A 15,557-nucleotide genomic window follows, 5' to 3' on the forward strand; every position below is an offset into this window, starting at 1 on the left:
GCAGCAAAAGATAGTGCGGCAAAGAGAAATAAGAATGGATAAAAATGACGCTGCTTAAGGCAGCGCCATTAGGCCATGGGCCCAACCTACAGTTATTGCAGAGTCCATAGCTTTGAGGCTATGAGAATGTTGATTAGCCTTCGTCACCTTCGAGGAAACTTCTTAGTTTCTCTGAGCGTGATGGGTGGCGTAGCTTGCGTAGAGCTTTTGCTTCGATCTGGCGGATACGTTCGCGGGTTACGTCGAATTGCTTGCCAACTTCTTCTAAAGTATGGTCGGTATTCATTTCGATACCAAAACGCATACGCAGTACTTTGGCTTCTCTTGGGGTTAGTGTTTCCAAGATTTCCAGAGTTGCTTCGCGTAAGCCTTCAGCCGTTGCCATATCGATGGGCGACTCAATGTTGTTGTCTTCGATGAAATCACCTAAGTGTGAATCATCGTCGTCACCAACAGGCGTTTCCATAGAAATTGGCTCTTTAGCAATTTTTAGAACTTTGCGAATTTTGTCTTCGCTCAGTTCCATTTTTTCTGCTAACTCTTCAGGAGTTGCTTCACGACCAGTTTCTTGCAGTATTTGTCGGGAAATACGATTGAGCTTGTTAATGGTTTCAATCATATGTACCGGAATACGAATGGTACGTGCCTGATCCGCAATCGAACGAGTAATTGCCTGGCGAATCCACCAAGTTGCATAAGTAGAGAATTTGTAACCGCGACGGTATTCAAACTTATCTACTGCTTTCATCAAACCAATGTTACCTTCCTGAATTAAGTCGAGGAATTGTAAACCACGGTTGGTGTATTTTTTGGCAATCGAAATTACTAGACGTAAGTTCGCTTCAACCATTTCTTTTTTGGCGCGGCGGGCTTTAGCTTCACCAATCGACATTTTACGGTTGATATCTTTAATTTCACTAATACTTAAGCCGTATTCAACTTCAAAAGAAACCAGACGCGATTGGATGCGTAGAATCTCTTCTTTGTATTCTTCAATACGTGGCATATCTAATTTTTTAGCATGCTTAGTCGTGACGTTGCCTAACCATTCAAGATCAGTCTCTTGTCCTGGGAAGGTATCAATAAACATCTTGCGTGGCATACGCGCTTTTTCAATACATAGACGCATTATATTACGTTCGTATTCACGAATATGATTACGTAATTGACGGAAATGGCGAGTTAAACGATCAACTTGACGTGAAGTTAATTTCAGCTTTAAGAAGGATTCGGACATTGCATCTAAAGCTTTTAATGTTTTAGCATGCGCTCTGCCGTGCTCGTTTCCTGCGTTAATTGCTACCTCAAGACAAGCACGTAGCTCGTCAAAGTAAATTTGTGCTTGTTCGGGATTTGGGCCGTCATCGACTTCGCCTATGCTGCCTTCACCTTCACTCTCGCTTGCCTCATCGTCATCTGCTAAAATCATTGCTTCTTGCTGTACTTCATCAAGCATAGAGCCAATGCTAGCAGCAGGAGCAACTTCTTCATCACCATCGGCAAAGCCGCTAATGATTTCGTTAAGACGAATTTCTTGAGTGCTGACACGTTCGTAATCATCAAGAATTAGTTGTACTGTTTCTGGATAGTGAGCCAGAGATTTAAGAACTTGATAAATCCCTTCTTCGATGCGTTTCGCAATACGGATTTCACCTTCACGAGTCAACAGCTCAACAGTGCCCATTTCACGCATGTACATACGTACTGGATCGGTGGTACGACCGGTTTCTTTATCTACGGACGCAAGCACCATCGCGGCTTCTTCAATATCAGGTACTTCTTCGGTATTAAGTAGAAGAGCTAATTCGTCATCACCTGGCGGGAGTTCAAATACCTTGATGTTCATCCCTTCTAACATGCTGATAATGACATCGAAATGTTCAGTATCAACGATGTTAGGCAATAAGTCATTGATTTGACTGTACGTCAAATAGCCTTGTTCTTTCCCTAGGCTGATGACTTTGGTTATCTGTGAGCTTTGCTGTTCTTGATCATTCATGGTCATAGGCACTTCTTTTTAAGGACTATTAAGCATTACAAAATGTTCTGATTATAAACTGGCTAGCAGGAACATGCCAGTAGTTTATTGAACTATTTGCACTGATTTGTTCTACCCCGCGCCAGGCGTGGAGTAGGGGTTGTTTACATTTCGCTGCTCGCACCATTTTGGCTCGTGTCAGAGAAATGTAAACAGCCCCGATAAATTTTTTATGTTTACACGTGTCGCTCCTGTAACATTTTTTGCAAACTCATCCGCTCGGCTTCGGTTAAACCCTGTTGACGGGATTTTTCAATAAGGCGACGGATAATTAATTCTTGGTTTTGTTTTTGCAAAAATAAGATTATATCAATAAATTCTTTTACCAATTCCTGTTCAGGAACCTGATGATTCCAAGCGGCCAGTCGGTTAATAAAGTCAAAATAAGAATGGTTGCGCCAGGTTTCAATTAATGAAGCGGTATTGGCTTGTGGATTTTCTGCAAGCTGTTGCAATAGCTTCAATAAGATTTCATGCTCGTTAGCATCTAATAAGTTAGGATCAATTTGCTCTTTACATTTTGCATAGATTTCAGGGTTCTGTAATAGTAGGGCCACAGCGATGCGCATAGGCGTGCGCGCAATCGTTGCTGCTTTTTCTTTTGGTGCAGATGCAGGAACCTGATCGGTTAGCAATAGGTTGAGTCGGTGGCTTTCGATATGGGTTAAACGAGCAAGTTCATCAATTAATAATTGCGTATATGAGCCTTCTGCCATTTTTTGTACAAAAGGTTTGACCTGATTGATTAGCTGCGTTTTCCCTGAAGGGCTTTGCAAGCTAATGTTTTTAGCCAGAGTATTGAGGAAAAAATGGTGCAAAGGTATTGCTTGTTTTAATCGGTTTAAAAAATTCTCATTGCCTTCTGCACGCACCAAACTGTCTGGATCATGTTCTTCAGGCAGAAAGATAAAGCGAGCATCTAAGCCTTCATTTAAGTAAGGCAAACTGCTTTCAAGTGCACGCCATGCTGCCTGTTTTCCCGCATTATCCCCATCAAAGCAAAACACCAGTGATTTCGTATGTTTGGCTAACAGCTGAATGTGGTAACTACTGGTTGCGGTGCCAAGTGTTGCTACAGCATTCATAATGCCATGCTGTGCCAAGGCAATCACATCCATATAGCCTTCAACCACAATGATGTAATCAATGGATTTTTTTTGTTGTAAAATTTGATGCAATCCATAGAGTTCTTTGCTTTTTTGGAAGATTACCGTCTCAGGGGAGTTCAGGTATTTGGGTTTCTGGTCATCGAGTACGCGGCCACCAAAACCAATGATACGCCCATGGCGATCATGAATGGGGAACATGACGCGATTGCGATAACGATCGTAAATTTTGCCGTCATCATTTTTAATGAGCATTCCTGTGGTGATCAATTCTTTTTGGTCGCGAGGGAATGCTTTATCCAGATTATGCCAACCTTCATTGGCAAAACCTAATTGGTATAATTTCGCTATTTCCCCACTTAAGCCTCGACCACGTAAGTAGTTAATAGCAGGTTGACCTTCGTGCTTGAGTTGTTTTTGATAATAAAGATTTACTGCAGACATGAGTTTATATAAATCTTGCGATACATTATTTTTTTCGTTTTGCCCATCACGGGGAACGGTAAGGCCCACACGTGTTGCTAAGGTTTCGATTGCGTCAATAAAGCCTTGGTTTAGATAATTCATCACAAAGCTAATCGCATTACCTGAGGCTCCACAGCCAAAGCAATGATAGAATTGTTTCCTGGCAACTACGTTGAAGGAGGGGGACTTTTCATTGTGAAATGGGCAGCACGCAGTATAGCTGTTTCCCCTTTTTTTAAGGGGAACATAGCTATCAATTAACTCAACCAGATCAGTGCGTTGCAGGAGATCGTCAATGAATGGCTGCGGAATTAAGCCAGACATAGATATCCTCAGCTTAACTTGGCCTTTATGAGAGTGCTCACTTGCGACATATCAGCACGGCCTTGCAGACTTGGTTTTAACTGCGCCATAACTTTACCCATATCTGCCATTTTTTCAGCGCCAGTAGATGCAATTGCATCTTGGACTAGTTTTTCTACTTCGGCAGCAGATAATGGCTCAGGCAGGTACTTGGCAATTATTGAAAGCTCGAATTGTTCTTGGGCTACTAAATCGTCACGATTCGCTTTTTCGTATTGAGAAATAGACTCTTTACGTTGTTTACTCATTTTATCCAAGATCGCTAACATGCGCTCTTCATCGACATCAATACGTTCATCAACTTCAATCTGTTTTACTGCAGCAGTAATTAAACGTAATGTGGTTAATAGATTTTTATCTTTTGCACGCATTGCGTCTTTAATATCATTGTTGAGACGTTCTTTAATAGTCATGATCTAATCCTTATGTGAAGGAAATGAGGCTTGTACAAAAACCAAAAGGCCACAAAATGTGACCTTGGTCAATAATACAGAATGAAAAACTTATTTACGGCGACGTTTTACATTTTGTCGTGAAGACGTGTCACGAGAAATTTTCTTTAGGTGACGTTTTACTGCAGCAGCTTGTTTACGCTTACGCTCAGCAGTTGGTTTTTCATAAAATTCACGACGGCGTAGCTCGGTTAAAATTCCGGCTTTTTCACAAGAGCGCTTAAAACGGCGCAGTGCGTATTCTGGGTTTTCGCCTTCTTTGACGCGAACTGTAGGCATTAAGTTTATCCTCTAACAATTTATTCTGAGTAGGTGGGCAATTCTAGTTCGACTTGAAGCCCTCGTCAAGATTATAGCACGAAATTATTTTGTTTTTTATTTTATGTTATAATTTTAAGTTGATTAATTATTGTCAGGTTTGCCCATGTTGGTATTAGGTATTGAGTCTTCTTGTGATGAAACCGGGGTTGCTATTTATGAGTCGGACGCTGGCTTGTTAGCGCATGCTTTACATTCCCAAATTGACACGCATAGGGCGCATGGTGGTGTGGTGCCGGAGTTGGCTTCACGAGACCATGTGAATTACCTTATTCCTTTGCTTGATGAAGTATTGCTACGAGCGAATCTTAAGAAGCATGATCTTGATGGTATTGCATATACCGCAGGTCCCGGTTTAATTGGTGCTTTATTAGTAGGTGCTTGTTTTGCTAAAAGTTTGGCTTATGCATTAAATATCCCCGCCTTAGGTATTCATCATTTGGAAGCACATTTACTCGCAGCCAAAATGGAGACACCTTCTTTGGCGTTTCCTTTCATTGCACTTTTAGTGTCTGGTGGTCATTGTCAGTTAATTGAAGTAAAGGCGTTGGGTGAATATCGTTTATTAGGCGATACCTTGGATGATGCGGTAGGGGAGGCATTTGATAAGACCGCCAAATTAATGGGGATTCCTTATCCAGGGGGGCCGGTATTAGCTGCATTTGCAGATCAATGTGAATCGACTCCATATCGTTTTCCACGTCCGATGACGGATAGGCCTGGATTGGATTTCAGTTTTAGTGGTTTAAAGACCTTTTCACTGAATACCTGGAATCAGAGTAATAAAGATGAGCAAGCCCGTGCAGAGATTGCCAAGGCGTTTCAGCTAGCAGTTGTGGATACCTTAATTATTAAGTGTAAGCGTGCGGTACAAGAGTCTGAATGCAAACGTTTAGTGGTTGCAGGTGGCGTTGGTGCTAATAAAGCACTGCGTTTGGCTTTGCAGCAATGGATGCAGGGTATTGGTGGGGAGATTTATTTTCCGGCGCTTGAGTATTGTACGGACAATGGGGCTATGGTTGCTTATGCAGGTTGTTTGCGTATGGTGTCTGGGGAAAAGGATTCACATGTTGGTGTTGAGGTTAAGGCGCGTTGGCCGTTAGCTTGAACGATCTTTTTTCTTGAATTTGTTTGATGAGTTCACGAATATGGGTTTCAAATAGCTCAATGTCTGCTTGCAGCTGTTTGAAGCGAAGCAGATAGGGCGCTAACTTCACCGGTGCTTCGCTGATAAACAGCAAGAGCCGCGCTTGTTTTTCGCGTAGCAGATGCTGTTCGTTTTCACCATTGCCATGAGCTATTTGCGCATCTAACAGAGCAAGTTCTTGTTCTTTGGCGACTATTTGTTCCCGATAGTGCTGTATTAATTGAGCTGACTCCTTTAAACACTGTTTTGCAACTAGCAGATGATTTTTTTTATCTGCTAGTTGCTGCTGGTACGGTTTGGCTAGTTCTAATTTACCCACTCGAAATAAACCTGATTTGATAGTCATGTCATATTTTGGGTTGGTTATTACTATATTCTGGGACCTTTTGCTCTACCTCACGCGCTGCTGAGAGGTGTGCTATGCCCTCTTCTTGTGGCAACTCCACCGTAATTCCAGAGCCTTTAATAACGTGCTGTTCACCAGCATCTAATGTTTGTTCAATTAATGATAATAAATGTTCATCATCTGCTTCTGCATCATTCGCCGAAGCATGTATTTCTTCTGGTTGTTTAACTTCTACAATCATCTTATTAATGTTTTGTTTGTGTTCCTGTAACTCAACTTCTAGTGTCGCTAATTGAGCGTTTTTTCCAATGGTTAAATCATTTAACCGTGATGTGTAGTTATTGTATAATGTAGTTGCTGAGTCAAATTGTTTTTTGCGTTTTACTTCATCAATGACAATTTTAATTCCCACTCCAAGAGCTAAGGCTGATGCACTGGCAGCCCCCCCTATCGTAGCGATTAAGGCAAGACCTGTAAATGCGATAAAGAGTCCGGAGGCCGCTAAAAAGAGTCCTATGCCTAGAAGCGTTGTTGCTGTAGTCAAACCAAGGCTTGGCCAATTACGACTGAAGAAATTATGGGTATCAAATTGTGGTTTTTCAGCGAGAGGAATTCTTTGGGCTTGGGTATTGGCTCTCTCCTCAATTGTTTGCTTTCTTTGTAGTTCAACAGCCAAAAAAATATCGTCAATCAGTTCCTTAAGGGGTTGATTACTCTGGGCTTCTAATGCATCTGAGGCTATTTGTCGGTCTAGCTCCTGCGCTTTAGCCGAAAAGGCTTCACGAATCAATGATACTATATAATTAGAAGGTTTATTGCTGCTTATCGTTTCTGCGATTTTCAGTTTGGCTGACCGCAAATTTAATTTATTAATTGCCCTAAGAGCGGGTTGTCTGGAACGGTCAGTATCGTTTATTGCTTGATCAATAGATTCATATAGCGCATCAACTACATCAATAAACCGCTTATCTTCAACGCCGGATACGTTAGGGGCTGGTAGTTGAATCTTTTCTAAGTTGGCTGCTAGAGTTAGGTCTGTAGATAGATTATCAGCGATGAATTGATAAAAGCGCTTTAAAGTTATGAAGTTAGCTGCTTGAGCACGCGGTTTTTCATCGGGAAAGGCATGAGTTTTATTATCATATACTTTCTTTAGTTCGATTGCTTGTGCCTGCAGTTGGGTTGCCCAAAGATTTAATTTATTGAGAGTTTTAAGGTTGGTTTGTCTATGTTTTTCAATGTCATCAATTGCTTGTTCAATTCTCTTATACAATTTATCAAGCTCATTCTCGAACTGCTGTTTTTGGAAGAAGTCGGTTTCGTTATGGACACGTAGTTTTATTTGTTCTACGTCGGTTTGGAGTGCTAGATCGGTAGATAAATTATGCGCAACAAATTGAAAAAAATGTTCTAATTGCTTTTGTTTCTCATCGCGATGATCAATATTTCTGTCTGTACCTAGGCGTCTTGACAAGTCATTAAAATGCTCGAGTGATATTTGGGTGCCATTAAACATATTCGTAAGCAACTGTTTTAAATGAGTTGAGCCAAGTGCTTGTTCTAATTCAGCCTCGAACTCATGATCTGAAATATCTTGACCCAAAGCAATCGCTTTTTTATCAAGCAGAGCATCCGGTGCAAAATAAGTTACTTGCCGTTCTTCTGGGGCAAAATGAGGATTATGGATAATTGCTACCGCAGTATTTAAGGGGCGATCTGCTAATGGAATATCTAAATTCGAATCATCGCGTATGTAATATACGCAGAGAGCCATTAATTCGTTATTATCACTAGTGTAGCTAATGCGAAGCTGTTGTGAAAAGGGCTGAGGTGCCTCATCTATTTGCTCATCAAGAGCATTAATTCGCTCGTCTAGCGCAAGGCGTTCTTCGGGAGCTGATGCCGACTTTCGTTGTTGTATAAGATTTTGTTGTTCTTCTTTCAAGCGTTCTGTGTGTTGATACATAATCTCCATCGCATTTTTGGTCGCTAAAGAATAAAAAACTCCCCCGTCAAAATTACCTTGAGCATAGGCATGCGTTTTTCCTTCCAAGTGCTCAGTGGCGCTAAGGCGCTGCTGCATTTGTGCAACAGTGGAAGTATAACTTAAATACATCGTACGTTTTATATCTCGCTTAATCTCATCACTATAGACTGCAATACTTTTTTGGGCTTGATAAAAGTTTGCGGGATAGGATAGTGCGTCTATTACCGAGATATAGTTTCCCGTAAATTTTTTTAACGACATGCTTTCTTCTCCATCTTTTGATCTAGAAGATCGTTATATTATGCGTTAAATTTTGCCATAAAATAAGGAAAATTGCTATTGCTATTGATTTTAATTAATGCAGGTAGATGATAAAATATCCATTTTTGATGTGGATGAACTTAAAAATTCTCGGGTGGGAGGTTTAATCGCGGTAATTAGTAGCTTACTAAAATATTGTTGCATGCTTATACCCATAATCTTTCTTTTAAAAGAGCATTTTGAACAGCAAGGACAAATCATTTCGCTTGAAGAAGAGACTCAGCCCTGTAATACCCTACTATCAGATATAGAATGGAAGATATTATAGAACGCGATAGAAAAAAAAGAGTATCCTAAAACTATTCCTAGTGCAGCTTGGGCTACCGTTTGGAAAGGTTTTTTTAGACTGAGAGAACGAGTGGAGGGATGTTTAGTGGCTGTCTCTTGAAGATATGTGATCAAGAGACAGAGTTGCAAGCAACCAGGCTTGGAATGATTTAATCTATACTTTGTCTTTGGGTTCGTCATCTTTAGGCTTTTCCGCCTTGGGTGCCGTAGTTTCTTTAGATTTATTTCCATCCTCTTTTTCAGCAGTTACTTTTTTCACTGGCTCTTCTTTCGCTGCGGGTTCTTGTGTAGCTGCCGCTCTTTGTTCTACCGTTTTGCGTGCAGAAGATAATTCAATGACCTCAGCCGTTGCTAGATGCTCATCTGCGGTAATATCGGCTGAATTAGCTGGAGGAGGAGGTTCGTCCATTACTTCTTCAATGACACTTTTTTGTTTGAATTTAACCTTAGACTCCGTGCCATCAATTAAACGAAGAATATTGTCTTTATGTTTGATTAAAATTAATACGGCTATAAAAAATATGGGTGGAAATATATTGATACGACCGATAATTAGTATTGAATAGAACGGTGCCAAGCCGATGGAAACCATTGAGGCCAGTGAGGAGAAGCGGGAGAATCTAACAACCAATAGCCAGGTTGCTGTCACCATCATTCCGACAATAAATTGAAAGCCTAAAAGAGCTCCTATGGCAGTAGCAACACCTTTTCCGCCTTTAAAGCCGAAGAAAAACGGATACATATGACCAAGCACGGCAGCCAAGGCAACATAACTGATAAGGGTTGAATCAGCACCAAGCATTTTGGCTATTACAACAGGAATGGTACCTTTGAGTAGGTCGGTAACTAGAACCATGGTGGCATATTTTTTGCCAGCAAGTCGCAATACATTTGTTGCGCCTGGGTTTTGAGAACCCTCGGAACGTGGATCAGGTAAAGCAAAGGCCTTACATACGATAACCGCAGAGCAAATTGACCCCATTAGATAGGCAAGTATGATCAAAAAAGCAGCTAAAATCACGGATTACTCCTCTATTTAGACTATTAACATCAGTTTTGGGATAAGAATTACCTAAAACATTTAATAAATCAATGCCTTTTCCGCTAAAAAATCCTCTGATAGTGCTGCTTATTTTGCATTTTCGGAGTCTTAAATCGTAATAGAGCTGATTTCCTTACATTTTAGGCGATTCTTAGCTAAAATTCGCGTATTACTGGGCTTCCGGTAAAAAAAGTGCTTGTAAGTTGTTGGTGTATCTTCTGCCAAAATCGGTAATCTGCCAATGCGTTTCCGTCAGATGGATTAGTTTTTTCTGAGCGGCAACTTGTAATGGCCCTAATAGCTCAGCTAATGCTAATCCAGTTCGCTCAGTAAATAGCTCCAAGGGAATAGCTTGTTCCAAACGCGTTGTATTAAGCATGAATTCAAAAATCAGCTCATCACTTTCTACTTGCTGCATATCGGCAAGGAAAGGTTTTTCCGCATTTAGATAATCTTTAGGTTGGCGATGTTTCCGTGTTCGTAAAACACGACCTTCAGCGGTTATCTTTCCATGAGCTCCAGCACCAATACCTAAATAGTCGCCAAACAACCAATAATTCAAATTATGGCGTGATTGCTTATTTACTTTAGAAAAAGCAGAAATCTCATAACGGGTAAATCCAGATTCTTTTAACAAGGCTAAACCTTGTTCCTCTAATATGCAGGCATCATCCTCGGAGGGGAGGGGTGGATTTTCTTTGTAAAAAACCGTATTCGGTTCTATGGTTAATTGGTACCAGGAAAAATGTTCGGGCTGATAGGATAAGGCAGTACGTAAATCTTCCATCCCTTGAGCGATACTTTGTTGTGGCAAGCCGTGCATAATGTCCAGATTTAAATTATCAAAACCGGCATTGCGTGCAGCGGCAATAGCTCGATGTGCTTGTTGCTCATCATGAATTCGTCCCAAAATTTTTAAGTGCTCGGGATTGAAACTTTGAATGCCTAGAGACAGACGGTTAATTCCGCTGTGTCGATAATCAGTAAAGCGTTGTTGCTCGACTGTTCCTGGATTTGCTTCCATGGTGATTTCAATATCTGAGGCAAAAGGCAATATTTTTTTTAGTTCGGAAAATAACGTCTGATAGGCTTCAGCCGATAATAGGCTGGGTGTGCCTCCGCCGATAAAAATTGAACTGATTTCACGGGACTGGAATTCCAGTAAATCAGTTTTTAAGTCGGAAAGAAGCGCCTGAATGTAATTTTGTTCTGGCAAAACTTCCGGACTTTTATGGGAGTTAAAATCACAATAAGGGCATTTTCGAATACACCAAGGGATATGAATATACAACGATAAAGGAATCATTACGTTTTTAGACTGGCTTGTTTGGAAATGCAATAGTATCATGACATACGTTTTGTCACAAAAATGAATAAGAAAAAAAAAGGGGATAACATGGCAAAGAGACGAGTTAGAGTAGCCGTTACAGGCGCTGCAGGGCAAATTGGATATGCATTACTATTCCGTATCGCTTCTGGACAAATGTTTGGTGCAGATACTGAAGTGGAATTAAACCTTTTAGAGCTTGAGCCAGCACTTCAAGCATTACATGGGGTTGCCATGGAGTTGGATGATTGCGCCTTCCCACTATTGAAGCGCATTGTTTGTACTTCTGATTTGAATAAGGCAATGGATGGGGTTAATTGGGCTTTATTAGTAGGTTCAGTACCACGTAAGCAAGGTATGGAGCGTTCTGATCTGTTACAAATTAACGGCGGAATTTTCACCAAGCAAGGTCACGCGATTAACGATAATGCTAGTGATGACGTGCGCGTGTTTGTAGTGGGTAACCCATGCAATACTAACTGTTTAATCGCTATGCATCATGCACGTGATATTCCTAATGATCGTTTTTTTGCGATGACTACTTTAGATGAATTAAGAGCACGTACTCAATTAGCGCAAAAAGCCGGTGTTGATATTACTGCCGTAAGTCAAATGACTGTTTGGGGCAACCATTCTGCAACACAATACCCAGATTTTTATAACGCGAAAATCAATGGAAAGTCTGCGGCAGACGTAATTAATGATGATGCTTGGCTGAAAGATACTTTTGTTTCTACAGTGCAACAACGTGGAGCAGCAGTCATTAAAGCACGAGGTCTTTCTTCAGCTGCATCTGCCGCAAATGCGGTAATTACCGGGGTGAATCATCTTGTTTTCGATACTCCTGCTGGTGAGACGTTCTCTATGTGCCGTCATTCCGAAGGTGAGTATGGTGTTGATAAAGGTTTGATTTTCTCTGTTCCTTGCCGTCGTGAACACGGTGAGCTAAAAGTTGTTGAAGGTTTAACGATGAATGACTATGGTCGTGAAATGTTTGATAAGACTTTAGATGAGCTGAGACAGGAACGCGATACTGTTAAGTCTTTAGGATTATTAGATTAATTCAGTACTAGAATGTTAGTTTAAACTCTCCTTCTTCTAATAAAGAGGGAGAGTTATCCGACACCGGATGATGATTTTGCGATCCTTTCTTCGTCAATTCTGCGCTTTGATATCTTTGTATTAGCTCTGAGCTGTCCAAAATAAATTTTGCCTCTGCATTACGTAATATGGTTGATATTGAACGACCATTAGATAAAATTTCATTTAGTTTTTCTACTAGCTGTGCGGCTTTCGTAATCGGGTCAGGATTATTTTGTACAAAGTGGGGAATGTGTTTAATGATTGCTTCTGCTAATTGCCTATCAGTTAAATGAAGTACCATGCGTGTTCGCACTATTTGCACAAAATTATGCTCTGATTCCATAATCAGGTTAGTTAAAAAATCCGGTTCTTTTTTCAGTTGAGTACTTAATCTTTGGCTGAAGCCAAAATGGTCCCTGTACTCCAACAGCATGGTCATAATTGAGTTTGGGTTATCGTGTTTAACCGTAGTCCCCGATTTTTGGGTTAACCAGGTTAATAAGTCTGCTTCTTGAGGCCTATGATTTAATGCACTGAATTGGAATTTGAGGGAGGCGTTAGAATGGGACAGGTAATTATCCCACTTCATTGGTGGCAAATTAAGCGTCTTCGTTAAGCAATCAATTTGTGCTTTAATAACACCAAAGTCCAGATGCCATTTTTCCAGATGAGGAATAACCGCCTTTAGAAATTTTAACAACTCAATAAACTTTCTTTGTGGAACAGGATGGTAATTATCCAAAGATTGTTTTAGTTGCTGAATCTCAGAGTAAATAAAACGCTCATTTCTCATAGGTGCTCTATGAAAAACTGGCTGTAAGGCATCTTTTAGTGCTGCAAAAGGATCTTTCATAAATCTATCCCCAAATAAGCCCTCTTTAACATTATAGTTTATTAAAATTAAAATGTACATAAATTGACCCGTTTGTGGGTTTTGCGTTTTTTCTTTGGTATACAACTTTCGTCACTTTGTTCGCAATGACGGTAGTTTTTTATTTAATTAAAAAAGAGCATGTTATGAATTGTACGTGTTCAATCGCATACAAAGAGTATATATGTTCTTATAAGTATCTGGATTTATAAAAAAAACACAAATCTGCTTTGGGTTTTTCGAACGCGAAAGATTTTCTGTGAAAAAGAGCCTGACCCGGTTTATACTTTTGATTTTGCAGTCTTATAGTGAGAGCGCTCATGGATTTGAGAATTGACAATACCCCCTTCAAAGCTTTATTCCAGCCTTTAGATTTAGGTTTTACTCAATTAAAAAACCGTTTGTTAATGGGCTCTATGCATACGGGCCTTGAAGAAGATAAGAGAAGTTTGAATCGCTTAGCGCAATTTTATCGCGAACGTGCGTTGGGTGGGGTGGGTTTAATTACCACAGGTGGGTTTGCTCCGGACAGGGCGGGGCGTTTAGCTCCTTTTTCTGCAAAATTAACCAATAGTAAAGAACAGCAGCTGCATGAGTTGGTCACTCAGACGGTTCATGATGCAGGAGGAAAAATCCTGCTGCAGGCATTACATGCTGGACGTTATGGTTTCCATCCTTTTATTGTGGCTCCTAGTGCCATTAAATCTCCAATTAGTCCCTTCAAACCTTGGGGGATGAGTAAATACCGAATTAAAAAAACCATCAAACATTTTGCGCGCTGCGCACGTTTGGCTCAATTAGCTGGGTATGATGGGATTGAAATCATGGGAAGTGAGGGGTATTTAATCAATCAATTCATTGTTACCCATACCAATCAGCGTACGGATGAGTGGGGGGGGAGTTATGAAAATCGGATGCGTTTTCCGGTTGAAGTGGTACGCAGTGTGCGTGAAGCTGTGGGCGAGAAATTTATTATCGTTTATCGCTTATCCATGCTGGATTTAATTGTAGATGGCAGTAGCTGGGAAGAAGTAGTGCAATTAGCTAAAGCCATTGAACAAGCAGGGGCGACCATCATTAATACGGGCATAGGCTGGCACGAAGCACGTATCCCAACCATTGCTACGATGGTTCCTGAAGCAGCCTTTACTCCGATAACGAAACACTTAAAGCCTGAAATCAGTATTCCTGTGATTACCTCCAACCGCATTAATACACCGGAGCTTGCCAATGAGCTGATTGAGTCGGGTGTAGCAGATATGGTTTCTATGGCAAGACCCTTTTTAGCTGATGCACAATTTGCCAAAAAAGCGAAACTAGGTGAAAGCAGGGCGATTAATGTATGCATCGCCTGTAACCAGGCATGTTTGGATCGTATTTTTGTTAATAAAACTGCCTCTTGCTTAGTAAATCCGCGCGCATGTAATGAACGTGAGTTGATTTATGAAGAAACTTCCGAACCTAAGTCGATTGCAGTGGTTGGTTCGGGGCCTGCTGGTTTAGCATTTGCTGCAGTTGCTGCCGAACGCGGCCATAAAGTCACGGTTTTTGAGAAAGCCGATCAACTTGGTGGGCAATTTAATTTAGCGAAAAGAATTCCTGGTAAAGAAGAGTTTCAGCATACTTTAGATTATTTTAAGTATCAGCTCGAAAAATACGAAGTAAACGTGCGTCTGCACACCGAGGCGACCGTTGAGCAATTAAACGAGTTTGATGAAATTGTTTTAGCCAGTGGTATTAAACCACGCACTCCAGATATTCCCGGAATAGATCATCCCAAAGTTGTAAGTTACATCGATGTGATTACCGGCCAAAAATCGGTAGGAGAACGAGTAGCAATTATTGGGGCTGGTGGCATTGGTTTTGACGTTGCTGAATTTTTAACGCACGAGTCTCATACTTCTGCAGCAGAATTTTATGATGAGTGGGGGATTGATGTGACTGGAGAACATCGAGGAGGCATTAAGTCGGCGCAGGTAGCTCCAAGCTCACGAGAAGTTTATTTATTGCAGCGTAAAAAAGAAAAATTGGGCAAGCGGTTGGGTAAAACTACAGGCTGGGTTCATCGCTTAAGCTTGAAACATAAGCACGTTAAAATGCTTTCCGGTGTGACTTATGAGCGTATTGATGACGAAGGCTTGCATGTGCAGATCAATGAAGTGCCACAGCTTTTAGCCGTTGATAACGTGGTTATTTGTGCAGGGCAAGTTGAATTTTCTGAATTGCAGGCACCACTAAAAGAGGCAGGTAAAATAGTGCATTTAATTGGTGGCGCTTATAAAGCTTTAGAACTTGATGCGCGTCATGCGATTGATCAAGCTTGTCGTTTAGCCGCGTTAATATAAGCTGATATACTCATTTTTAAAAGATACCCCCGTATTCAACGAAGTCGTAATACGGGGG

13 protein-coding genes are annotated in these 15,557 nt (G+C 40.9%); 4 read left to right on the plus strand and 9 right to left on the minus strand.

The features are described from left to right. Window positions 1-133: 133 nt before the first annotated feature. From rpoD to rpsU, 4 genes are all read right to left on the minus strand, one after another. Window positions 134-2,005, minus strand: coding sequence for an RNA polymerase sigma factor RpoD (gene rpoD, locus ACQY7T_RS08270; RefSeq protein ID WP_428412561.1), 1,872 nt, complete (start codon window positions 2,003-2,005; stop codon window positions 134-136). A gap of 209 nt (window positions 2,006-2,214) precedes the next feature. Beyond that, window positions 2,215-3,933, minus strand: coding sequence for a DNA primase (dnaG, locus tag ACQY7T_RS08275; RefSeq protein ID WP_428412562.1), 1,719 nt, complete (start codon window positions 3,931-3,933; stop codon window positions 2,215-2,217). 8 nt (window positions 3,934-3,941) lie between these two features. After that, window positions 3,942-4,385 (minus strand): GatB/YqeY domain-containing protein, encoded by a 444-nt coding sequence (locus tag ACQY7T_RS08280; RefSeq protein ID WP_428412564.1) that lies wholly within the window; start codon window positions 4,383-4,385, stop codon window positions 3,942-3,944. 90 nt (window positions 4,386-4,475) lie between these two features. Continuing rightward, the gene (gene rpsU, locus ACQY7T_RS08285) at window positions 4,476-4,703 is read right to left on the minus strand and encodes a 30S ribosomal protein S21 (RefSeq protein WP_058533547.1); all 228 of its coding nucleotides are present in this window, start codon (window positions 4,701-4,703) and stop codon (window positions 4,476-4,478) included. Window positions 4,704-4,848: 145 nt separating this feature from the next. Here rpsU and tsaD point away from each other — a divergent pair, with 145 nt between their 5' ends. Beyond that, window positions 4,849-5,850: a tRNA (adenosine(37)-N6)-threonylcarbamoyltransferase complex transferase subunit TsaD gene (gene tsaD / locus ACQY7T_RS08290; RefSeq protein WP_428412566.1), complete on the plus strand. Its 1,002-nt coding sequence runs from the start codon at window positions 4,849-4,851 to the stop codon at window positions 5,848-5,850. Here the strand turns inward: tsaD and ACQY7T_RS08295 are convergent. After that, window positions 5,825-6,235, minus strand: a complete 411-nt coding sequence (locus ACQY7T_RS08295) for a hypothetical protein (RefSeq protein WP_428412567.1) — start codon at window positions 6,233-6,235, stop codon at window positions 5,825-5,827. The two genes, tsaD and ACQY7T_RS08295, sit on opposite strands and share 26 nt — an antisense overlap. Window position 6,236: 1 nt before the next feature. Continuing rightward, window positions 6,237-8,483: a hypothetical protein gene (locus ACQY7T_RS08300; protein ID WP_428412568.1), complete on the minus strand. Its 2,247-nt coding sequence runs from the start codon at window positions 8,481-8,483 to the stop codon at window positions 6,237-6,239. Between the two features lie 97 nt (window positions 8,484-8,580). Between ACQY7T_RS08300 and ACQY7T_RS08305 the strand changes: the two genes are divergently transcribed. Beyond that, window positions 8,581-8,811 carry a hypothetical protein gene (locus ACQY7T_RS08305; RefSeq protein WP_428412569.1) on the plus strand — a complete coding sequence of 77 codons (231 nt, stop codon included), beginning with the start codon at window positions 8,581-8,583 and terminating at the stop codon, window positions 8,809-8,811. Window positions 8,812-8,985: 174 nt separating this feature from the next. Here ACQY7T_RS08305 and plsY read toward each other — a convergent pair whose 3' ends face one another. Together plsY and hemW are read right to left on the minus strand one after the other, a co-directional pair. Then, entirely contained in the window at window positions 8,986-9,852 is an 867-nt protein-coding gene (gene plsY, locus ACQY7T_RS08310; protein WP_428412570.1) for a glycerol-3-phosphate 1-O-acyltransferase PlsY, read from the minus strand. Window positions 9,853-10,042: 190 nt separating this feature from the next. Then, the gene (gene hemW, locus ACQY7T_RS08315; protein WP_428412651.1) at window positions 10,043-11,179 is read right to left on the minus strand and encodes a radical SAM family heme chaperone HemW; all 1,137 of its coding nucleotides are present in this window, start codon (window positions 11,177-11,179) and stop codon (window positions 10,043-10,045) included. A gap of 90 nt (window positions 11,180-11,269) precedes the next feature. Between hemW and ACQY7T_RS08320 the strand changes: the two genes are divergently transcribed. Beyond that, on the plus strand, window positions 11,270-12,262 hold the full coding sequence (locus ACQY7T_RS08320; protein WP_428412571.1) for a malate dehydrogenase: 993 nt from the start codon (window positions 11,270-11,272) through the stop codon (window positions 12,260-12,262). Window positions 12,263-12,269: 7 nt separating this feature from the next. On the opposite strand, the gene ACQY7T_RS08325 is transcribed toward ACQY7T_RS08320, so the two are convergent. Beyond that, complete coding sequence (locus tag ACQY7T_RS08325; RefSeq protein ID WP_428412572.1) at window positions 12,270-13,136, minus strand: hypothetical protein; 867 nt, start codon at window positions 13,134-13,136, stop codon at window positions 12,270-12,272. 338 nt (window positions 13,137-13,474) lie between these two features. On the opposite strand from ACQY7T_RS08325, the gene ACQY7T_RS08330 reads away from it, so the two are divergent. Beyond that, entirely contained in the window at window positions 13,475-15,499 is a 2,025-nt protein-coding gene (locus tag ACQY7T_RS08330; RefSeq protein ID WP_428412573.1) for an FAD-dependent oxidoreductase, read from the plus strand. Window positions 15,500-15,557: the final 58 nt, after the last annotated feature.

It is taken from the genome of Legionella sp. (genome assembly GCF_965140895.1).
GTDB lineage: Bacteria > Pseudomonadota > Gammaproteobacteria > Legionellales > Legionellaceae > Legionella.